Origin of the sequence: Natronospirillum operosum (genome assembly GCF_004768465.1) — a bacterium.
GTDB lineage: Bacteria > Pseudomonadota > Gammaproteobacteria > Pseudomonadales > Natronospirillaceae > Natronospirillum > Natronospirillum operosum.
Map to the genome: position 1 here is coordinate 41864 of NZ_SRMF01000013.1, position 21690 is coordinate 63553.

Annotated in this window: 19 protein-coding genes; 7 read left to right on the plus strand and 12 right to left on the minus strand. The window is 61.6% G+C overall.

All coding sequences use genetic code 11. The features are described from left to right. Positions 1 to 26 precede the first annotated feature (26 nt). The gene (locus E4656_RS18545) at positions 27 to 1601 is read left to right on the plus strand and encodes an endonuclease/exonuclease/phosphatase family protein (protein ID WP_167856141.1); all 1575 of its coding nucleotides are present in this window, start codon (positions 27 to 29) and stop codon (positions 1599 to 1601) included. Here E4656_RS18545 and trhO read toward each other — a convergent pair. The 4 genes from trhO to E4656_RS18565 all read right to left on the minus strand — a co-directional run bounded on the left by trhO (position 1585) and on the right by E4656_RS18565 (position 4890). Then, positions 1585 to 2583 (minus strand): oxygen-dependent tRNA uridine(34) hydroxylase TrhO, encoded by a 999-nt coding sequence (gene trhO / locus E4656_RS18550; protein ID WP_135484816.1) that lies wholly within the window; start codon positions 2581 to 2583, stop codon positions 1585 to 1587. The genes E4656_RS18545 and trhO overlap by 17 nt on opposite strands. 117 nt (positions 2584 to 2700) lie before the next feature. Next, complete coding sequence (locus E4656_RS18555) at positions 2701 to 3111, minus strand: response regulator transcription factor (protein WP_135484817.1); 411 nt, start codon at positions 3109 to 3111, stop codon at positions 2701 to 2703. 151 nt (positions 3112 to 3262) lie between these two features. Beyond that, complete coding sequence (cysE, locus tag E4656_RS18560) at positions 3263 to 4096, minus strand: serine O-acetyltransferase (protein ID WP_135484818.1); 834 nt, start codon at positions 4094 to 4096, stop codon at positions 3263 to 3265. Further along, complete coding sequence (locus tag E4656_RS18565) at positions 4096 to 4890, minus strand: RNA methyltransferase (protein WP_240754034.1); 795 nt, start codon at positions 4888 to 4890, stop codon at positions 4096 to 4098. The genes cysE and E4656_RS18565 overlap by 1 nt, the downstream gene beginning before the upstream one ends. Positions 4891 to 5101: 211 nt before the next feature. Between E4656_RS18565 and E4656_RS18570 the strand changes: the two genes are divergently transcribed. Both E4656_RS18570 and E4656_RS18575 read left to right on the plus strand, forming a co-directional pair. Further along, entirely contained in the window at positions 5102 to 5860 is a 759-nt protein-coding gene (locus E4656_RS18570; RefSeq protein ID WP_135484819.1) for an inositol monophosphatase family protein, read from the plus strand. Between the two features lie 92 nt (positions 5861 to 5952). After that, positions 5953 to 7014 carry a patatin-like phospholipase family protein gene (locus E4656_RS18575; RefSeq protein WP_135484820.1) on the plus strand — a complete coding sequence of 354 codons (1062 nt, stop codon included), beginning with the start codon at positions 5953 to 5955 and terminating at the stop codon, positions 7012 to 7014. A 231-nt stretch (positions 7015 to 7245) separates the two neighbouring features. Here E4656_RS18575 and secF read toward each other — a convergent pair whose 3' ends face one another. The 5 genes from secF to queA form a co-directional block, all read right to left on the minus strand. Next, positions 7246 to 8193, minus strand: coding sequence for a protein translocase subunit SecF (gene secF, locus E4656_RS18580; protein WP_135484821.1), 948 nt, complete (start codon positions 8191 to 8193; stop codon positions 7246 to 7248). After that, positions 8181 to 10064 (minus strand): protein translocase subunit SecD, encoded by a 1884-nt coding sequence (gene secD / locus E4656_RS18585; RefSeq protein WP_135484822.1) that lies wholly within the window; start codon positions 10062 to 10064, stop codon positions 8181 to 8183. Before secD ends, secF begins: the two co-directional genes overlap by 13 nt. A gap of 96 nt (positions 10065 to 10160) precedes the next feature. Next, positions 10161 to 10511 (minus strand): preprotein translocase subunit YajC, encoded by a 351-nt coding sequence (yajC, locus tag E4656_RS18590; RefSeq protein WP_135484823.1) that lies wholly within the window; start codon positions 10509 to 10511, stop codon positions 10161 to 10163. Positions 10512 to 10564: 53 nt separating this feature from the next. Next, positions 10565 to 11698 (minus strand): tRNA guanosine(34) transglycosylase Tgt, encoded by a 1134-nt coding sequence (gene tgt / locus E4656_RS18595; RefSeq protein ID WP_167856142.1) that lies wholly within the window; start codon positions 11696 to 11698, stop codon positions 10565 to 10567. Then, complete coding sequence (queA, locus tag E4656_RS18600) at positions 11691 to 12740, minus strand: tRNA preQ1(34) S-adenosylmethionine ribosyltransferase-isomerase QueA (protein WP_135484824.1); 1050 nt, start codon at positions 12738 to 12740, stop codon at positions 11691 to 11693. Before queA ends, tgt begins: the two co-directional genes overlap by 8 nt. 193 nt (positions 12741 to 12933) lie before the next feature. Here queA and E4656_RS18605 point away from each other — a divergent pair, with 193 nt between their 5' ends. Next, on the plus strand, positions 12934 to 13386 hold the full coding sequence (locus E4656_RS18605; RefSeq protein WP_135484825.1) for a hypothetical protein: 453 nt from the start codon (positions 12934 to 12936) through the stop codon (positions 13384 to 13386). A gap of 99 nt (positions 13387 to 13485) precedes the next feature. Here E4656_RS18605 and E4656_RS18610 read toward each other — a convergent pair whose 3' ends face one another. The 3 genes from E4656_RS18610 to fbp all read right to left on the minus strand — a co-directional run bounded on the left by E4656_RS18610 (position 13486) and on the right by fbp (position 17576). Further along, positions 13486 to 15933, minus strand: coding sequence for an acyl-CoA dehydrogenase (locus tag E4656_RS18610; protein ID WP_135484826.1), 2448 nt, complete (start codon positions 15931 to 15933; stop codon positions 13486 to 13488). Between the two features lie 171 nt (positions 15934 to 16104). Next, the gene (locus tag E4656_RS18615; RefSeq protein ID WP_135484827.1) at positions 16105 to 16521 is read right to left on the minus strand and encodes a CBS domain-containing protein; all 417 of its coding nucleotides are present in this window, start codon (positions 16519 to 16521) and stop codon (positions 16105 to 16107) included. 41 nt (positions 16522 to 16562) lie between these two features. After that, positions 16563 to 17576, minus strand: a complete 1014-nt coding sequence (gene fbp, locus E4656_RS18620) for a class 1 fructose-bisphosphatase (protein ID WP_135484828.1) — start codon at positions 17574 to 17576, stop codon at positions 16563 to 16565. 507 nt (positions 17577 to 18083) lie between these two features. Between fbp and thiC the strand changes: the two genes are divergently transcribed. The 3 genes from thiC to thiS are packed head-to-tail and all read left to right on the plus strand — an operon-like array spanning position 18084 to position 21689. Continuing rightward, complete coding sequence (thiC, locus tag E4656_RS18625; RefSeq protein WP_135484829.1) at positions 18084 to 19928, plus strand: phosphomethylpyrimidine synthase ThiC; 1845 nt, start codon at positions 18084 to 18086, stop codon at positions 19926 to 19928. Further along, on the plus strand, positions 19921 to 21438 hold the full coding sequence (thiE, locus tag E4656_RS18630; RefSeq protein WP_135484830.1) for a thiamine phosphate synthase: 1518 nt from the start codon (positions 19921 to 19923) through the stop codon (positions 21436 to 21438). The genes thiC and thiE overlap by 8 nt, the downstream gene beginning before the upstream one ends. Further along, positions 21435 to 21689: a sulfur carrier protein ThiS gene (gene thiS, locus E4656_RS18635; RefSeq protein WP_135484831.1), complete on the plus strand. Its 255-nt coding sequence runs from the start codon at positions 21435 to 21437 to the stop codon at positions 21687 to 21689. Before thiE ends, thiS begins: the two co-directional genes overlap by 4 nt. Position 21690 lies beyond the last annotated feature (1 nt).

Consider the following 21690-nt stretch of genomic DNA (forward strand, 5'->3'; position numbering starts at 1 on the left):
AGCGGGATTATAGCAGGCTGACCGCTGTGAGCCAGCCTGCCCTGCATTGCGACCGGCAGGATCCGCAATTCCTTCGCGGCCGCTGCCTGCCAGGCTGTGCGCTGGCACTGACACTGCTGGCAGGCACCGCCCACGCCGCTTGCGGCAGTGCCATCCACCCCTATGTGGTGCAGGGCCCTGGTGAAGCCAGCCCGATGGAGGGTGAAACCGTCACTGCCACCGGTACGGTGACCGCGGTGACACCCGATCTGCGTGGTTTTTTCATTCAGGGGCCGACCGACGGCGACCCGCGGACATCGGAAGCCCTGTTCATCTTCTCTCCCGAGCGCGCTGTTGAAATCGGCCGTCAGGTGGCCGTCACCGGTGAGGTCAAGGAATTCCACGGGCTGACCGAGCTGACGGCGGTACGCCGAGTCACTGATTGCGGCCCTGGCGAAATGCCTGAACCCGTGCTCCTGGGCAGCCCTGCCGAGCCGCTGGAAAACATGAGGGTGCGGATACCGGAGTCGATCATCGTCGACAACTACCGGCTGTTCGATGTGGGCGAACTGGTGGTAGCGGACGGCACCCATGAGTGGACCCTGGAAGATGCCAGCAATGAGCGGCGCCTGCAGGAGATTCCCTGGGGCCTGCCGCAGGACCCGACTCTGGTCGCCAACGGCAATCGAGTGGGCGAACTGACCGGCGTGCTGACCTGGCGCTGGAACCGCTGGGTGATTCTGCCCGACGAACCGCTCACCATCGAGCCGGCCGACTGGACGATCCAGCCGCCCGAGAACAGCCAGCTGCGACTGGTCAGTTTCAATATCGAGAATCTGTTCAGCGGCCTGCACGGCGATTTCAGCCACTCGCGCGGCGCCGGTTCCGCCGCCGAATGGGCCCGGCAGCGGCAGAAAGTGGCGTCCGCCCTGCAGGCCCTGGATGCCGACCTGCTGCTGTTACAGGAAATGGAACACGATCAGGGCAGTGGCAGTGAGGTGCTGGCCGAAATGGCAGCGCTGATCGCCAGCCGCGGCGGCCGGCACTATGAGGCCATAGCACCGAGTGTGCGCCCGGGTGATGACGCCATCACCAATGCCTTTCTGTATGACCCCGAACGCCTGCAGCCCGAGGGCGAACTGCAGCGTATCGAGTCGGACCCGCGCCCGGCACTGATACAGGCCTTCACCCGGCTGGACAGCGGCGCAACCGTTGAAGTCATCAATGTGCACATGAAGTCGCGCGGGCACAACTGTGACCACCTGTGCAAGGCGGAGCGGGCAGAGGAAATGGAGCTGATCATGACCTGGCTGGGCGCGCAGGACGAACAGCCCTTCCGGCTGCTCGGCGGCGACTTCAATACCCTGACCGGAGAGTCACTGTGGGCGCCGCTGGTGGATGCCGGCTGGCAGCGCCTGGATGTCGAAGCGCCCACCTACTGGTTCCGTGGCCGGGCCCAGCAACTGGACCATATCTGGCTGCACAGTGCCCCGGCCGGTATCAGCGGCCAGGTGCAGCCCGGCCACGCCGAAATGCCGCCGCTGCCCTACCTGCACCCGCTGTATGATCCGCAGTCACCCTGGGGCGCGTCCGACCACAACCCGGTCATTCTGCACTGGTAGCCCGACTGGCCTGCGCCTGCTGACGGCGCCGGGCGTGCTTCTCTTCACGCCGACGCTGCAGATCGAGCTCGGCCTCGGCGCCGATATGCGCCTGGCCGCGCTGGCGGGCCAGTTGCAACTGCTTTTCGCGCTCGGCATAGCGCCGACGCTGCTCCGGGGTCTTCTGGTCATGGCAGTGCGGGCAACTGACCCCGCGTACAAACTGCGAGCTCTGCCTGTCCGTAGCCGACAGCGGCATCCGACAGGCAGCGCAGAGCTGATAGTCACCGGGCAGCAGGGCATGATTGACCGTCACCCGGTTGTCGAATACAAAACACTCGCCCTGCCACAGGGATGCCTCTGCCGGCACCTCTTCCAGATAGCGCAGAATGCCGCCCTGCAGATGGTAGACCTCGTCGAAACCCTGCTCCTTCAGATAGGCCGTGCTTTTCTCGCACCGAATACCACCAGTACAGAACATGGCCACCTTGCGGTGTTTCTGCGGGTCCAGATGACGTGCCACATAGTCGGGGAACTCGCGGAAGCTGGCCGTGGCCGGGTTCACCGCCCCTTTGAAGGTACCGATGTCCACCTCGTAGTCGTTACGGGTATCGATCACCAGCACCTCGGGGTCCGAGATCAGCTCATTCCAGTCTCGGGGGGCTACATAGGTACCCACCACGCGCTGCGGATCAATACCTTCCACGCCCAGCGTCACAATCTCTTTCTTGAGCTTGACCTTGGTGCGATAGAACGGCTGTTCTTCGGCGTGTGATTCCTTGTAGTCGATACCGTCAAAGCGCGGGTCGCGGGCAAACCAGTCCTGCAGGGCATCAATGGCCGCCCGACTGCCGGCCACGGTGCCATTGATGCCCTCGCTGGCCAGCAGCAGCGTACCGCGAATCTGCCGGGCATCGAGCAAGGCTTTCAGCGGCTCACGCAACTGCTGATAATCTTCCAGCGCCACAAAGCGGTACAGGGCGCAGACAACAATGTTCGGCATTTCTGCTACATCCTCCGGCTGATCGGATCGTAAATCCGGTGCCGGCGACCCGCACGGGCCGCCTGGGCGCGCGATTATAGCAGAATGGCGCAGCGCGGCGCATCTGCTGTGCGCAGGTCAGAGCCGGCACCCCTGAAAGCGCGGATGGGCCTGGAAACTGCGTGCCCGGGCACTCGCCAGATCAGCGGCTGCCGGTCGATAGAGGCCGTGACAGGGTTCCTTCACCCGCCGATAGGTCAGTGACCCGACCTCAACCGGCTCTTCCGTCTGCGCGAATACCAGCAGCTCAGCGCCGTAGCATTTCAGCAGTTCGCCGACCAGTTCGGCGCGGTTGGACACCCCGAAACGGTTGTACAGAGCGCGACAATGATACTTGATGGTGTAGTCGGTCAGGTGCAACTGATCCGCCATGTCCTGATTGGACCGACCGGCGATCAGGCCACGCAGGACAAAGCGCTGGCGCGCGGTGAGCTGACGTGCCATGCGGTCGATGGGCAGCGCCTGCAGAGGCAGTCTTGATCCGTTCATGATTCCCTCCTGGATACGGTGGTGGAAGCCGGCCACAACGCTCCGTTGCGGCCGCTGGTCAGGCCTGTGCCTGAGCTTCACTATCCTAGAGGGTGACGACACCCGGGGTTAGCGGTCGGGGTGACCTTTTCAGCCCGGGTGATTCGTCAGGTTATGTCTTGTTGCCCGAATCGGCCTCGGAGGCACCGGGCTCTTCATCGCCGCCACAGGCGCGATCGGCATCCGCCACCACGGAGAAGTCCTTGTCATCCAGCCGCGGCAGCTCGCCGCTCTTGAACCCCGAATCCATGCGATTGAGCGTGCGGCACATGGCGTCGACACGTTCGTCAACGGCATGCATGTGATCGAGCAGGGTCTTGATGGAATGGGCGATAGGGTCCGGCATGTCCGATACCCCATAGGCATCAAAGCCGAGCTTTTTGGCCATCTCGGCCCGCTGCTGGTCTTCGGCACTGCCCGGGGCGGGTTCGTCCCGGCGCTTGATGATGCGCCCTGGCACCCCGACCACAGTAGCGCCCGGCGGCACTTCCTTGGTCACCACTGCATTGGAGCCGATACGGGCATTATCACCCACGGTAAACGGGCCCAGTACCTTGGCACCGGCACCCACCACCACATTGTTGCCCAGAGTCGGATGGCGCTTGCCGTCTTTCCACGAGGTCCCACCCAGTGTCACGCCATGATAGATGGTGACGTCATCACCGATTTCGGCCGTCTCGCCAATGACCACACCCATGCCGTGATCGATGAAAAAGCGGCGGCCGATACGGGCTCCTGGATGAATTTCAATACCGGTCAGCCAGCGCGCCAGTGTCGAGATAAAGCGTGCCAGCCATTTCAGCCCCATGCGCCAGAGCCGATGGGACAGACGATGGAACATCAACGCATGCAGGCCGGGGTAGTTGGTCAGCACTTCGAAGCTGTTGCGCGCCGCCGGGTCCCGATGGAATACGCTGCGAATGTCTTCTCGAACGGTTTTGAACATCAGTCTGTGTCCTGCTCACGGTCGGCCGGCCCGGCGTTCGCCGAACGCGCACGGGCCAGTGATTTTTCGGTCTGGCTGACGATGCCACGCAGAAGGTTGAGTTCCACCGGCTCGGGCTGAGCGCGCATGTAGAAGCGGCGCAGTTTCAGCATCAACTGACGCAGATTATTGGGGTCAGCAAATTCAATATCAACCAGAACGCGCTGCAAATGCTCGAAATAGCCTTCCAGCGCCTCGGCGCCGGCCAATGGCCGGACCTCGTCGTAGGCTTCCGGCGCCGGCGCCAGACTGGCCAGGCGCAACTCGTAACAGAGTATCTGCACGGCGGCGGCGATATTGAGCGAACTGTAATCCGGATTGGCCGGGATATGCACATGGTAGTGGCAGCGTGCCAGTTCTTCGTTGGTCAGGCCGCTGCGCTCCCGCCCGAACAGCAATGCAACCGGCCCGGTGCCCTCCGCACGCCGGACAGCCGCCGGCACCTCGCGGGGCGTCAGCATGGGCCAGGGCAACGAGCGGCTGCGCGCACTGGTGCCCACTACCAGATCGCAGTCGGCCAACGCGGCGTCCAGCGTGTCCACCACCCGCGCCCTGGCCAGCAGATTCTCGGCACCCGATGCCCGTGCCGCTGCCGCCTCATCCGTCAGCGGCTGGCCGGGACGAACCACCACCAACTGGGTCAGCCCCATGGTCTTCATCGCCCGCGCTGCGGCACCAATATTGGCCGCCAACGAGGTTTCCACCATGACAATGCGGGTTCGTGCCAGCAGCGAGGCGCTCTGTTCAGAGGTCATGGCGGACCCGGGGGGTTTGGCTGATTCAGGCAACAGGAACTCCGATCAGGGTGTTGGACAAGGGGCCAGATTGCCGGGCAACCGGGGTTGAAAGGGTAGCACAGGGCTGTCAATCACTGTACATTTCTGCATCGTACGGGGATGCACAGCGCCCATATTCTGCTAGAATCGCGCGCTTATTGCTATTTAACAGTTCAGGCCCGACGCTACTATGCACCCGACGCTGACCATTGCTTTGAGGGCAGCCCACGCGGCTGCCGAGAAACTGATCTATACCCGTGAACACTGGGGACGCCTGGTCGAAGAAGCCGGCACTGACGCCTCCGTAGACCAGCTCGTCACCGGGGCTTCCAGACGCATTCACAATACTCTGCGCAAGTCGCACCCTGACCAGATATTCGAATGCACGCGCGAGGGTCGTTACGAGCCCGAAAAGCGGCAGGCGGATGTCAGCTGGCACGCCGAGGTGCTGCTGGGTGAGAACAATTTCCGCCATGGTCTGGCCGAGTGTGGCGTCATGGTCAGCCAGTGGCAGAAAGGCCGCATTGAACACCTGACCCTGGTCTTCCCGTTCCTGTCTCTGGAAGTCGTGGCCTCGCGCGGGCGCGGCATTCAGGTCAGCGGCAGACGCGTTCGTACCGGCAAGGCCGATCGCCTGCCTGGCGTGCTGCTGGGCAGTCACCCGGCAGTGGGGGATGCCTGTTTCAGGCTGGTGACGGCCGGCGCAGACCTGCGGGTTTCCGGCTGTGCCCTGCTGGACCTGACCCGTGTGGCTGCGGGCCAACTGGACCTGGCGGTCCATGGCAGAGTGGCAGCCGGGGAGCTGGCTGCAGCGCAACTGATGGCCACCGAATCGGGTGCCGTGACCGGTGATCTCAGCGGCGCACCACTGGACAGTCGCACCCAGTCTGTAGTGTGCGCCAACCCCAGGCTGTTCAAGGCTGCTGTTTCAGCCTTGCGTCAGACCTGATAGCAGGTGACAATTTGCTGCCGGTTCGCTCCCGATGTCTGAAGTTGTACTGGAGCCAGCAGCACCACTTCTTCGATCGGAGTCATTGCTGAATGCATGCCTTACAAATTCTGGCTGGAACACGCGCTCTGGAACGTATCCGGGAGCACCAGTTCAAACCTGATGACATCCGGCTGATTCTGGGCGCCTCCGGTGGACCGCGCTGGTTCGTGTTGAGCCATCTGGACCAGTTGATCGCGCGCGAACTGCTGCCACAGATCAAGCGGCCAGTGCACCTTGCCGGGTCCTCCATCGGGGCCTGGCGCATGGCCTGCTATGCGGCACCGGACCCGGTCGCCGCACTGAAGCGCCTGGAAGATCACTACCTGCACCAGAGCTTCCCCAAGGGCATGACACCGCAGGCCGTCACCGACCAGTGCGCCGACATGCTGTCCGAGGTACTGGGTCCGGACTATCGGCCCCAGATCAACCGTCTGCTGCATATCATTACCGCCCGCTGCAAGGGGCGCACCATGGAAGAGGACCACTGGCAGCAGTTCTATGCGTTCGCGCTGGTCGCCAGCGGCAATGCGCTGTCACGGCGTACGCTGCGGTGGCACTTCGATCGTCACCTGGTGCAGTCCCAGCCCGGCAGCCTGCCGGTCAAGGGCTTCGCCGATTTTCGCACCACAGCCAGTCAGCTCAATCATGACAATCTGTTTCCGGCCCTGATGGCCAGCGCCGCCATTCCCATGGCCATGGCCGGCATTGCGAGTATTCCCGGCTCGTCCCCCGGTCCCTATCGGGACGGTGGCATGGTGGACTACCACTTTGATCTGCCCTTCGAAACGCCGGATGGTGTCATCCTGTACCCGCACTTCCAGCCCCAGTTGAAACCGGGCTGGTTCGACAAGCAGCTGCGCTGGCGGCGGGTCAAGGCCCGCAACTACAAGGATGTGGTGCTGCTGACGCCATCACCGGCCTTTATCGAAAAGCTGCCCTACGGCAAGGTGCCGGACCGGCGCGACTTCCACAAGATGACCGATGCTGATCGCATTACCTACTGGAAGCGCAGCGTGCAGGCCGGAGAACGACTGGCGGAAGAATTCAATGAGTGGGTCTCGGGAGGCGGCTCGGCCTCCATGGTCAAGCCCCTGATTCCTTCCAAGCTCTGAGCGCCCCGACAAGCCTGCCGGAGCCAGCCCATCTGCAACCGGCCTGATCCCGAGGGATAGAGTGCGTGGCCGGACAGGCGGCTGCAGATGGGCTGGGATGGGGGACATTCCAGAATGTTCTCAGTATAACGCAAAGAGGCCGAACGTCTGTTCGGCCTCGTTACCAATTGCTACTTTTTGTCAGCACTTCAGCCCGATCAGGGTACTGGTGCCCCTGCCAGTTGCCGGACGCTAGTCCTCATCCTTCAGCCAGTCGGGAATTTCCTCCGGCTCGTCATCATTCTCCTTTTTCTCCGGTCGGGCCAGATCCTGCTTGGTCAGATTCATCTGCACCAGCAGATTGGAGGTCACGTAGATGGAGGAGTAGGTGCCGACCACAATACCGATCAGCAACGCCAGCGCGAACATGCGGATCATCTCACCGCCGAAGATCAGCAGTGACAGCAGTACCAGGGCTGTGGTACCGGAGGTCACCAGCGTCCGCCCCAGCATCTGCGTCAGCGACAGATCAATGATATAACTCACATCATCACGCCGAATATTGCGGAAGTTTTCCCGAATCCGGTCCGAGACCACGATGGAGTCATTCAGCGAGTAACCAATGGTCGCCAGCAACGCCGCCAGTACGGTCAGATCGAAATCAAGCTGGAAGATCGAGAAGATGCCCACAACAACGATGACATCATGCATCAGTGCGCCCACGGCCCCGACACCGAACTTGAACTGGAAGCGCATGGCGATATACACCATGACCGCCAGCAGGGCGATGATCATGCCCAGGCCGCCGCGGTCACGCAGTTCCTCACCGACCTGAGGCCCCACGAACTCGCTGCGCCGCAGAGTCAGTTGCTGATCGAGATCGCCGCGCAGCTCCTGTACCAGTTCATTGCCCAGTTCCGGGTTGTCGTCCTGCTGCAGACGAATGACCACATCGCGCTCGGAACCGAAGTACTGCACCCGGGCCTCCGGGAAGCCCAGATCACGCAGTTGGCTGCGCACGACCGACAGATCAGCCGGTTCCTCGTAACCGATCTCCACCAGGGTGCCCCCGGTGAAGTCCAGACCCAGATTCAGCCCCTGAAAGGCCAGCGAGCCCAGAGAGGCAATGATCAGCAGTCCGGAAAAGGCAGCGGTAGTCAGCCGCTTCGACATGAATGGAATCAGCTTCATTTGCGCCATGCCCAGACTCCCCAGATCGGCACACGCTTGAGATCACGCCCGCCATAGAACAGATTGACCAGACTGCGCGTACCCAGAATGGCCGTAAACATGGATGTCAGAATGCCCACCGACAGTGTCACCGCGAAGCCACGCACCGCGCCTGTGCCGACCGCGAACAGGATCACGGCGACAATCAGGGTGGTGATATTGGCATCCAGAATGGTCACGAAAGCGCGGTCGAAACCGGCCTTGATGGCCGCCTGTGGTGTCACGCCATTGTCGAGTTCCTCGCGTATGCGCGAGAAGATGAGCACATTGGCATCCACGGCCATACCCACGGTCAGCACGATGCCGGCGATACCCGGCAGCGTCAGTGTCGCACCCAGCGTCGACATGATGGCCATGATCAGCAGCAGGTTGACGGACAGTGCGATATTGGCAAAGAGACCGAAGGTGCGGTACCAGAGAATCATGAAGGCAATCACCAGCATGAAGCCCACGATAACCGAGGTCACGCCCATGCGGATGTTGTCCGCCCCCAGACTCGGGCCTATGGTGCGCTCTTCGACAAAGTACATGGGAGCGGCCAGTGCGCCGGCCCGCAACAGCAGGGCCAGTTCCGAGGCTTCCGCCGCCGAATTCAGACCGGTGATCCGGAACGACGGCCCGAAGGCACTCTGAATGGTGGCCAGACTGATGATGGAACGATCCACCACATTCTCATACTCGGCCACGCGCTCACCATCCACGGTTCGATAGGTGGTGATGGTGTTGTACTCGATGAACAGCACGCCCATGTTGCGCCCAACATTCTGGCGGGTCGCCTGCATCATGCGCGAGCCGCCGGCGCTGTTCAGGTTGACGGACACCTGTGGCCGGTTGTTCTCGTCGTATTCGAAGTTGGCGCCGGTGACATTTTCGCCGGTGGCAATCACTTCGGTACTGAGCTCGGCGGTACCGCTGCGGCCACTGCCCTCACGGAAAGGATACTCTTCCCGATCCAGTGGCGAGGCATCAGAGCGCGCCTCCAGGCGGAACTCCAGCTCGGCAGCGCGGCCGATTACCCGCTTGGCGGCAGCGGTATCCTGAATACCCGGCAGCTCGACCACGATGCGGTTGTTGCCCTGCCGCTGCACCAGCGGTTCGGCCACACCCAGCTCATTCACCCGGTTGCTCAGCGTGGTCAGGTTCTGTTGCAGTGCATTGCTCTGCAACTGCTCGATGCGATCCTCGGAGATGACCAGCCGCAACTGTTGCAGCTGCCCGTCCGAAGTACTGGAACGGCTGAATTCCGGAAACTGGCGTCGAATCAGGTTTTCCGCCTCGGAGCGGTCTTCGGTGGTACGGAAACTGGCCGTGATGACACGGTCATCAGTCTGCTCGATAGTGGCAAAACGGATATTCTCGGCGCGCAGTTCCCGGCGCAGCGTGGAGGCATAGTCCGCCATGCGATCACCGAGATACTCATCCATGTCCACTTCCATCAGAAAGTGCACACCACCACTGAGATCCAGACCCAGCGCCATGGGACGGGCGCCAATGGCCTGCAGCCAGCGCGGGGTGGTTTCAGCCTGATTCAGCGCCACCACAAAGTCGTCGCCCAGAGCCTGCTGCACCACGGTACGGGCCACCAGTTGGTCTTCCGGGTTCTCCAGACGGATCAGCAGGGTGCCGTTGTCACGCTCGGTCCGCCGCACGGCAATGTTCTGCTCCTGCAGCAGCTCGAGGGACTCTTCTTCTACCTGGGAACCAATGCTGCCGGTGGCAGCACTGGGAGAAATCTGCAGTGCGTAGTCGGCCGGGTAGAGGTTGGGCAGACTGTAGACAAGCCCCATGAGTACCACAATGGCGACCATCAGGTACTTCCAGAGCGGAAAGCGGTTCAGCATAGTGCTATCCCATAACGAGTAGCGACCCGCAAGGCGGGCCGTGGTCCGGGGTCGTTACACCGACCCGGCGGACGCTGCCGGGCCGTACTGCAGCACTCAGAGCTGCTTGAGGGTACCCTTGACCAGGGTGGCAGAAACGGAAGAACGCTGAATCTTCAGTTCCACGCCTTCTGCAGCTTCCAGCACGATAAAGTCATCGGTGACCTTGGTGATCTTGCCGGCAACGCCGCCTACAGTGACCACTTCATCGCCCTTGGACAGACTTTCCATCAGCGCACGATGCTCTTTCTGGCGCTTGGACTGCGGACGCCACAGCATGAAATAGAAGATCAGGACGAACAGACCCAGCATGATGAAAGAGGGAATCGGGCTGGGGCCGCCTGCTGCCAGGGCACTCGCCGGAACCGTCACACCCAGAGACAACAGCAACAGAGACAGGGCTTTCATTGTAATGGAACTCCTTTAAATTAACGTCTTGTCGGTAATGCTTCAGCTTCTGTTCAGGCGGCACCTTTACGGCCCCGTCTGGCATAGAAATCGGCTACAAAGTCGGACAACCTACCTGATTCGATGGCCTGACGCAATCCGGCCATAAGACGCTGATAATAGCGCAGGTTGTGGATGGTATTCAGCTGTGACCCGAGTATTTCCCGACAGCGGTCCAGATGATGCAGGTAGGCGCGGGAAAAATTCTGGCACGTATAGCAGTCGCAATCCGGGTCCGGCGGCCGGGTGTCATGACGATGCGCAGCATTGCGAATCTTGACCACCCCTTCCGTCGTGAACAGATGCCCGTTGCGCGCATTGCGGGTGGGCATGACGCAATCGAACATGTCGACCCCGCGCAGCACGCCTTCGACCAGGTCTTCCGGTGTACCGACCCCCATCAGGTAGCGGGGTCGTGCACGCGGCATGTGCGGCGTAGTGTCCTCCAGCACCTGCATCATCTCGGCCTTGGGCTCACCGACAGACAGCCCTCCGATGGCATAGCCGTCAAAACCGATCTGTTCCAGCCCGGCCAGAGATGCCCGCCGCAGATCCGCATACATGCCGCCCTGTACGATACCGAACAGGGCTGACGGGCTGTCACCGTGCGCCTGCTTGCTGCGTTCTGCCCAGCGCAACGACAGCTCCATGGAGCTGCGGGCTTCTTCCCGCGTGGCCGGATAAGGCGTGCATTCGTCAAAGATCATCACGATGTCGGAACCCAGATCACGCTGCACCTGCATGGCTATTTCCGGGTTCAATTCTACCGGTGAGCCGTCAACGGGTGACTGGAATGTCACTCCCTGTTCCGTAATTTTACGCATGGCTCCCAGACTGAACACCTGAAAACCACCGCTGTCGGTCAGAATCGGCCCCGACCAGCCATTGAAGTCGTGCAGGTCACCGTGCGCGCGAATGACTTCAGTGCCGGGGCGCAACATCAGGTGGAAGGTATTGCCCAGAATGATCTGCGCACCAATGGCCTCGATATCGCGCGGCAGCATGCCCTTGACGGTGCCATAGGTGCCGACCGGCATGAAGCATGGCGTTTCCACCTTGCCGCGCGGAAAGGTCAGCGTACCCCGACGGGCACTGCCCTCTTCCCGGTGCAGGGTAAAATCCATGAAACAATGGCGGGATTCACTCATGCGGGCTCTCCTGGTGTTCTTTGCGGGTCAGAAACATGGCGTCGCCATAGCTGAAAAACCGGTACCGCTCAGTGATGGCGGCCTGATAGGCCCGCATGATGGCTTCGTAGCCGCTGAAGGCACTGACCAGCATCAGCAGGGTGGACTGTGGCAGATGAAAATTGGTCACCAGTGCATCCACGACGCGGAACCTGTAGCCCGGGTAGATAAAGATGTCCGACTCGCCGGTAAAGGGCTGCAGAGTACCCGAAAGGGCCGCACTTTCGAGGCTGCGTACGGACGTCGTGCCGACCGCCACCACGCGGCCCCCGCGCTGCCGGCAGCGCTCAACGGCCGCCACGGTATCGGCGTTCACCTCGATGCGTTCGGCATGCATCAGATGGTCTTCCACACGCTCCACCTTGACCGGCTGAAAGGTGCCTGCTCCCACATGCAGCGTCACGAAGGTCTGCTCGACCCCGCTCTCGCGCAGGCGCTGCAGCAGGTCTTCGTCAAAGTGCAGGCCAGCCGTGGGCGCGGCGACGGCGCCTTCATGCCGGGCATAGACCGTCTGATAGCGTTCGGCATCGGCGGTCTCGTCCGGGCGGTCGATATAGGGCGGCAAGGGCATATGCCCCTCGGCATGCAGCACGTCGAGCCAGCTTTGACCCTCCTGCAGAGCCAGTTCGAACAGGTTCTCCCGGCGCCCGGTCACAGCTATTTCCACACCGGAGGCCAATACCAGTGAAACGCCGGGCCTGGGCGCCCTGCTGGCTCTTACGTGAGCCAGAGCCTGCCGATCATCCAGCACGCGTTCAATCAGTATTTCGACCCGGCCACCACTGGCCTTGTGACCAAACAGCCGGGCCGGAATCACCCGGGTATCATTCATGACCAGCAGATCACCGGGCTGCAGCAACTGCTCGATATCAGTGAAAACCCCGTGTAAAAGCTGTCCTGTCGGGCCATCCAGGCAGAGCAGACGGCTGGCGGTGCGCTGCTCGGCAGGATATCGTGCAATCAGCTCTGGTGGCAGCTCAAAGTCAAAGTCAGTAACGCGCATAGGCGACTCGAAAATCTGGGAGCGGTAGTTTACCTGCCGAGCCCGAAGCTGACCAGCCGGCATGCAGTGCTGCAACTGTTAACTGGAAAAATGGCACGACAGCCCCCATATAGTGGGCATAGTGGCGTTATCCCGCAGACATTCGTTTCCGGTTAACATAACGACGACAACCACTGATCTGGGAGGATCCCTCATGAGAAAATTATTGATCGCCATGCTGGCCCTGAGCCTTGTCGGTGGCGCCAGTGCAGCCGGGCAGTACGGCAGCAATCATTCCACTGGTGTCATGGTCGGTGCCTACGAGCCTGGCATTGGTGGTATTTTCAATTACAGCGTTCCCCTGAACATTGATGGGCTTGCCCGCAGTGGACTGGGGCTGGTGGCGGAAGGCCAGATTGGTGGTGGTCTGGGCGATGGCGAGTTCGGCATGAGTACCATGATCGGTGCCAAGCTGGTTTTCGTCATGAACAACTCCACTGACCTGTATGGTGGCCTGGGTGTCGGTACCGAGCTGCAGCCCGACACCGAGATTGGTGCTGGCGGCCAGATCGGTCTGAACCTGAATCTGGACGGCACGCGGGTCTTCTTCGAAGCCGGCCAGCACCCGGGCAACAACAACTACCTGGGCGTTGGTCTGCGCTTCTGAGCCAGTTTCCGGCCAGCAGTCACGAAAAAGCCCGGCAAAAGCCGGGCTTTTTTATGACCGCAGGGGCAGTCTGCCGCCCCCTGCACTATCAGCAAGTGATCAGACCGGATGCTGCTCGACCAGTGACTTGTCCTTGGCAGGCTCTTCAAAGGCAAAGTCGTCCACCGTCAGCATGTCCAGCACTTCGGCTTCATAGGTCTGCATGAACTTCGCATCCTCTGCCGAGATCAGACCCTTCTTGGCCGCCTCTTCGAAGCGCTGCTCCGGATGCAGGGCCGTGGCCGGGATCTCGCCCCTGGCATAGGCCTTGTTGACCACCCGGTACAGGGCATCGGCCCGGGTGTTTTCCTTCAGCAGTGCATTGTAGCGCGCCAGCGGGTTGTCCTGCTGCCCCTTTTCCTGGCTCAGCCAGGTGTCTTCCATCATAAAGCTGCGCAGCGGGCTGTCGGTGGAAATACCCGTTGCAATGGCCCGCTTCAGATCATCCGACGGACCGCGCCAGCGCCGACCCAGCGGCATGATGACAGGCTTGATCGCATGGGCCAGAACACGATTGGGCAGATTGTCGAGCAGCCCGATGATGGCATCTTCAATGCGCATCAGCATGAACTCTGCGCTGTACTTCATCAGGTCTTCTTCGCCCGGAAAGCGTTTGCCCTCGTGCCACTGTTTCAGCACCATGGAAATCATGTACAGGTTCGACAGTACATCGCCAAGCCGGGCCGACAGCATTTCCCGCTGTTTCAGCGAGCCACCCAGGCTGGTCATGGCCACATCCGCCAGCAAGCCAAAGGCAGCGCTGAAGCGATTGACCGCCCTGGCATACGGTGCCGCCGAGGCGTCAAACGGGTTGCGCCCGGTCGGCACATGGAGCGCCGCACTGAATGCCCGCGCCACATTGCCGGCGATCAGGCCCACATGGCCGAAGAACGCCTTGTCGAAGGCCTTGATATCATCATTGTCCTTGGCCGCCAGCTCATCCAGCACATAGGGATGGCAGCGAATCGCCCCCTGACCGAAGATCATCAGGCTGCGAGTCATGATGTTGGCACCTTCCACCGTAATCGCCACCGGGGTGGCCGAGAAGCCCAGCCCCAGATAATTGCGCGGCCCCAGTGTTACGGCACGGCCACCATGCACATCCATCGCATCCATCATGATCTGCCGCTGAAATTCCGTCAGTTGGCTCTTCAGAATGGCTGACGGCACTGCCGGCTTCTCGCCCCGGTCGATCATGTTGGCGGTATGGCCCACGGTGGCACGGGAGATATAGGCCATGGCGGTCATGCGCGCCAGCGGGTCCTGCACCCCTTCCATGTCGGCCACCGGCAGGTTGAACTGCCGCCGAATCCGGGTGAAACCACCCGCCAGTGCCGGAATGTAGCGCCCGGCACCACTGGCACTGGAAGGCAGGGTAATGCAGCGGCCGACCGAGAGGCACTCAACCAGCATGCGCCAGCCCTGCCCGATCATTTCTTCACCACCGATGATGTAATCCAGCGGAATGAACACGTCCTTGCCCTTGATGGGGCCATTCATGAACGGGCTGCCGATCGGGTGATGCCGGCGCCCGATGTCCATGCCCTTGGTCTGGCGCGGAATCAGGGCCAGGGTAATACCCCGGTCCGGCTCGCTGCCCAGCAGGCCTTCCGGGTCGAACAGGCGGAAGGCCAGCCCGACAACGGTGGCCACGGGGGCCAGGGTGATCCAGCGCTTCTCGAAATTGAGACGCAGACCCAGCACCTCCTTGCCGTCCACTTTCTGCTTGCAGACAATGCCGGTATCGGGAATGGAGGTGGCATCCGAACCGGCACGCGGCCCGGTCAGACCGAAACAGGGAATCTCGCGACCATCGGCCAGACGCGGCAGATAGTGGTTCTTCTGCTCCTCGGTGCCATATTTCAGCAGCAGCTCACCCGGGCCCAGCGAGTTGGGTACGCCGACCGTGACTCCCAGAGTGATATTCATCGACAATTTCTGCAGCACCGCCGATTGCGCCTTGGCAGAAAATTCCAGGCCACCATAGGCCTTGGGGATGATCATGCCGAAGAAGCCTTCCTTCTTCAGGTACTCCCAGGCCTCGGGCGGCAGGTCGGCCCGCTCCACCGAGATATCCCAGTCATTGCAGCGGCTGACTGCATATTCACACTGCGTGTCCAGAAACGCCTGTTCTTCGTCGGTCAGACCCTCATAGCGGTTGGACAGCAGCACATCCCAGTCCGGACGGCCGGAGAACAGTTCGCCATCCCAGCCAACGGTACCTGCTTCCAGAGCCATGCGCTCGGTGGGGGATACCCGGGGTGCCACCTTTTTGAACAGGGAGAACACCTGCGGCGTGAGCCAACTGCGACGGAACATCGGCAGGCCGGTCAGAGCCACCGCGCCAGCTGCAATCAGCAGCAGCACACCGAACACCGGTGAGCGCAGATAGAAAGCAAAAACCGTTAAGGCCAGCAGCGCGACAATGGATGCCACTGCACCCAGTTGACGGCGCAGGACGGCAAACATCACCACCAGCGCTACGATGACAACAAGCAGATGATTCATAGGGCGTTCCTCAATCCATGTCCTGAATGATTTCAAACAGTTGTTTGAATCTAGCGACTACTCGGGGTACTTGCCAGCTCCCGAGCATATTTTTTATCGGCTGTGAACCGGGGGAAAAGGTAAGCCCTTGCAGACCGGGCTTCCATGCCCTCAGGAAAGATTGCGCCATGGCTACCTGGCGCGCCGCACCCTGGACAGCTCGCGCAGGATGTCGCGCCAGGTGAGTATACCCACCGGTCGATGGTTGTCGTCCACGACGGGAACGCAGGAGATCCTGTGCGCCATGAGCTTCTCGACCACGTCATGAATGGTCGCCGACAACGGTACTGTATGCACCTTGCGCGTCATGATCTGGTGCACCCGCTTGTTCAGTGTCGCCAGATCCCGTGCCGACTCTGCCGCCGTGCCCAGATACGGGCTGATCGCACGTAGCAGATCGCGATCCGACACCACACCCACCAGCCGTTTTTTCTCCACCACCACCAGATGATGGAAGCCCGAGGACTCGAACAGCCGCTTCACTTCCTGCAGGTCATCATCCAGTTCCACCGTGACCACAGGTCGGCTCATCAGACGCTCAACTGACATGACACTCTTCTCACCTCTTCTGCGCCAGCGGCGGTTACTGCTCAGGTATCCGGATTGTCGCGCAGAAATCCTTCCACCCGATCTACCATAGCACGAGACCCGACATAATAGGGTGTGCGCTGATGCAGCTCGGTGGGCTCGATATCCAGTATGCGCCGATATCCGTCTGTGGCCTTGCCGCCGGCCTGTTCCACCAGCCAGGCCAGCGGGTTGCACTCGTACAGCAGCCGCAGCTTGCCGGTCGGCGCGTTGGCATAGGAGGGGTACATGTAGATACCGCCCTTGAGCAGATTGCGGTGAAAGTCGGCCACCAGCGAACCGATATAGCGTGAGGTATAGGGCCTGCCGGTATCCGCATCCATCTCCTGGCAATACTTGATGTACTTCTTGACCCCGGGTGGGAACTTCACATAGTTGCCTTCATTGACCGAGTAGATATGCCCGGCCTCGGGAATGCGGATGTTTTCGTGGGACAGATAGAACACGCCGATGGAGGGATCGAAGGTAAAGCCGTGTACGCCATTGCCCGTGGTGTACACCATCATGGTTGAGGAACCGAAAACCACATAACCCGCTGCCACCTGACGGTTGCCGGGCTGCAGAAAGTCTTCCAGTTGCACGGGCCCGTCCAGCGACGACACCCGTCGGTAGACCGAGAAAATGGTGCCGATGGACACATTGACATCGATGTTGGACGACCCGTCCAGCGGGTCGATCAGCACCACATATTTGCCACCCACCGAGTGGCCCTCGTTGAAGGCCACATAGTCCTCTTCTTCTTCGGAGGCCATGCCGGCCACCTGACCGCGGGCCAGCAGCGCCGCCTTGAACTTCTCATTGGCGTAGACATCCAGCTTCTGCTGCTGTTCGCCCTGCACATTCTCCAGCCCTGAAGCGCCGCTGATATCGACCAGGCCGGCCTTGTTGATCTCGCGATTCACCACTTTGGAAGCCAGTCGCAAGGCGCCGAATATCTGGCTCAGTTCACCTGTGGCATGGGGGTATTCGTGTTGCTTTTTGATGACGTACTCACCGAGTGTCGTCAGGTTGGTCATTGAAGCGGTCCTGCAGTCTGGTTGATAGGGGGTCTCATGTGCGTTTCGACGGATTCTGACGATCCTTGCGCCCTACTTTACACCGAAACCCGGTTGGCTCACAGAGCAAGCCGGTCGTGAAAGTGCTGCCATTTCACCCTGAACGGCGACGAATAACAGTGAAATCGATTGCATCTTCACTTAATCGATTCAGACGATCGACGCCTTCGGCCAGCACTTGACTCCCGCCCGGTCATTGCCTAAGTTGGTCACCGAACTGTCGGAGTGCCTACCGGTTGCAAAACCGGGCGGCTGAGATCGCTAATGCGGGATCCGTGGAACCTGATCGAGCCGGCGCGGTGCCGGGTACTACTATTAGTACCCGGCACCGCGCCCTAACTCGCGTAGGGAACAGAAAACATCACTCCCGTGATGTTTCTGGACAGCAGCACTGCTGTTCTCCTCACATCCTCTTCCAACGCGGTCACTCCGTCTTTCTCTGTCCAATCACAGAACAGGAAACACGGAATGACAACCCAGACCCCAACCGCTGAACGCGTGGCTGAACTCAGCCGCGATGCCATTGGACCCTTTCCGGGTTCGAGCAAACTCTATATTACCGGCTCCAGACCAGACATCCGCGTCGGCATGCGTCAGGTGCATCTGAGCCCCACGCTCGACGCGGCCAGCGGCGAGACCCTGCACAACGAGCCCATACCGCTGTATGACACTTCCGGCCCCTACTCCGACCCGGCGCAGACCATTAATGTGCGTGCCGGTCTGGCACCGCTGCGTAAGGGCTGGATCGACGCACGACCGGCCAGCAGCGACGGCAATGTCACCCAGCTCCATCATGCGCGGCGCGGCGTGATCACGCCGGAGATGGAATATATTGCCATCCGCGAGAACCAGGGCCGCGAACGGCTGCGCGATCAGGCTCTGCATCAGCAGCACCCGGGCCAGGCCTGGGGCGCCAACCTGCCGGAGGCCATCACGCCCGAGTTCGTGCGCCAGGAAGTGGCCGCCGGACGGGCCGTGATCCCGGCCAATATTCGCCACCCCGAAACCGAGCCCATGATCATCGGGCGCAATTTTCTGGTGAAGGTGAACGCCAATATCGGCAACTCGGCGGTGACCTCTTCCATCGAGGAAGAGGTCGAGAAGATGATCTGGGCCACGCGCTGGGGCGCCGATACGGTGATGGACCTGTCCACCGGCAACAACATCCATGAAACCCGCGAATGGATACTGCGCAATTCGCCGGTTCCCATCGGCACGGTGCCCATCTACCAGGCATTGGAAAAGGTCAATGGCATCGCCGAAGACCTGAGCTGGGAGGTATTCCGCGACACCCTGATCGAGCAGGCAGAGCAGGGCGTGGACTATTTCACCATCCATGCCGGCCTGCGGCTGCATCATGTGCCGATGACCGCAGACCGGGTCACCGGCATCGTCAGCCGGGGCGGCTCCATCATGGCCAAGTGGTGTCTGGCACATCACAGGGAAAGCTTTCTCTACACCCGTTTCGAGGACATCTGCGAGCTGCTCAAGGGCTATGATGTCACCATTTCACTGGGCGACGGCCTGCGGCCCGGCTCGGTGGCCGATGCCAATGATGCGGCCCAGTTTGCCGAACTGGAGACGCTCGGTGAGCTGACGCAGATCGCCTGGCGGCATGATGTGCAGGTGATCATCGAGGGCCCCGGCCATGTGCCCATGCACCTGATCAAAACCAACATGGACAAACAGTTGGAGCACTGCGCCGAAGCGCCCTTCTACACGCTGGGCCCGCTGATTACCGATATCTCTCCCGGCTATGACCATTTTTCCTCCGGCATAGGTGCGGCCATGATCGGCTGGTACGGCTGTGCCATGTTGTGCTACGTCACACCCAAGGAGCATCTGGGCCTGCCCAACCGAGAGGACGTCAAGCAGGGGCTGATGGCCTACAAGATCGCCGCCCATGCGGCCGATCTGGCCAAGGGCCACCCCGGCGCCCAGATTCGCGACAATGCCATGAGCCGGGCCCGCTTCGAGTTCCGCTGGGAAGATCAGTTCAACCTGGCACTGGACCCGGACACGGCGCGCCAGTTCCACGATGAAACCCTGCCGAAAGAGGGCCACAAGCTGGCGCACTTCTGCTCCATGTGCGGGCCCAAGTTCTGCTCCATGAAGATCAGCCATGAAGTCCGCGACATTGCGCGTCAGCAGGGGGCCCATGACACCCGCAGTGACCGCATCCGTGTGCTGGATCTGGACGACGCGGAAGCCGGCATGGCAGAAAAGTCACGCGAGTTTCGTCTCGCCGGCAGTGAGCTGTATCAGGATGCCGCTGTCGAAACCACGCCGGCGGAGGTGGGTTCCGATGACTAGGCCCATTGTCTGGAGCATCGCCGGCAGCGACTCGGGCGGCGGGGCTGGCATTCAGGCCGACATCCCCGCCATTCTGGCACTGGGCGGGCACCCGGCGACGGTGGTCAGCGCCCTGACGGCGCAGAACAGCCTGGGCGTGCAGGCGGTCGAACCGACCGGCATGACCCTGTTCGAGCAGCAGTTGCAGTCGCTGGCCTCTGATCTGCCGCCGCAGGCGGTCAAGATCGGTCTGCTGGCCGAGCCCTGGCAGATTCGCCTGCTGGCGGAGGGCCTGCCTGACTGGCGCCAGCGCTGGCAAATGCCGGTGGTGCTGGATCCGGTACTGGTGGCGGCCAGCGGCGATTCACTGGCTGCCGACGAGGTCATCGCCGCCTTGCATGACCTGCTGCCTGCCGTTGATATGGTCACCCCCAATGTGCCGGAGCTGCGCGCCCTCACCGGCCATGCCTGCGACCATCTGCACGATGCCATTGAAGCCGCGCATACCCTGCTGGAGCAGGGGTGTCGGTCGGTCCTGGTCAAGGGCGGGCATGGCGACTGGGATACAGCAGAAGGCCAGTGTGTCGATGCACTGGTCTGTGCCGATACGGTCTGGTGTCTGGCTCAGCCCAGGCTGCAGACACCGCACACCCATGGCACGGGCTGTACGCTGAGCAGTGCCATCGCCACGGCCATGGCCACTGGGCATCCCCCCGAAGATGCTGTGGTCATGGCCAGCCGCTACCTGCATCAGGGTCTGCGTCAGGCTTACGCCACCGGCGCCGGCGCCGGCACGCCGGAACGCTGGCAGCGGGAGGAAGGTTCGTCTGCGGCCCACTACCCGAGCTGGATAGCCCTGCCGGGTGAGCCGGCGGTCGTGGAGAGCTTTCTCGATTGTATCTGGCGGCCACTGGGCCTCTATCCGGTGGTTCCCGACAGCCGCTGGGTGGCACGTGTTCTGAAAGCCGGTGCCAGGACGGTGCAACTGCGCCTGAAGGACCCGGAGCACCCACGCCTCAGAGAGGAAATTCAGGCCGCTGTGCAACTGGGGCAGCAATATGGTGCCCAGGTCTTCATCAATGACCACTGGCAGCTGGCCATTGAACTCGGCGCCTTTGGCGTGCATCTGGGGCAGGAGGACCTCGCCACTGCGGACCTCGATGCCATCCGGCATGCCGGACTGCGTCTGGGTCTGTCGACGCATGGCTATGCAGAGCTGCTGCGTGCACTGGCTCTGCGGCCGAGCTATGTGGCGCTGGGGCATGTGTTTCCTACCCGTACCAAGACCATGCCCAGCCAGCCGCAGGGCCTGGACCGGCTGCGGGTCTATCAGGCCATGGCCGACCGGGCCGGCATCCCCACCACGGCCATCGGTGGTATCAAGCAGCAGCATCTGCCGGCGCTGCGGGCCTGCGGCGTGCACAGTGTCGCTGTGGTCACCGCCATCACTGAAGCTGACGACCCGGAAGCTGCCCTGCGCGAGCTGATGGCCGGCCTCGAGGGCCAGGCTGTCGAGGAGGCCACCACATGAGCACGGCCAGACAAACCCACACCGAGCAGGACATCATCAAAGTCAGTGTACAGGGCGCGCGGCATCGACTGCCGGCCGGACAGACCCTGAGCGACGCCCTCACCGAGCTCGGTCTGATCGGGACCGGCAGTCAGTCCGGGGGCGTGGCGCTGGCGGTCAATCAGGAGGTGGTTCCGGCCAGCGAATGGCCGCAACGCACTCTGGTCGACGGTGATCAGATTCAACTCTTTCAGGCCATAGCGGGGGGCTGAC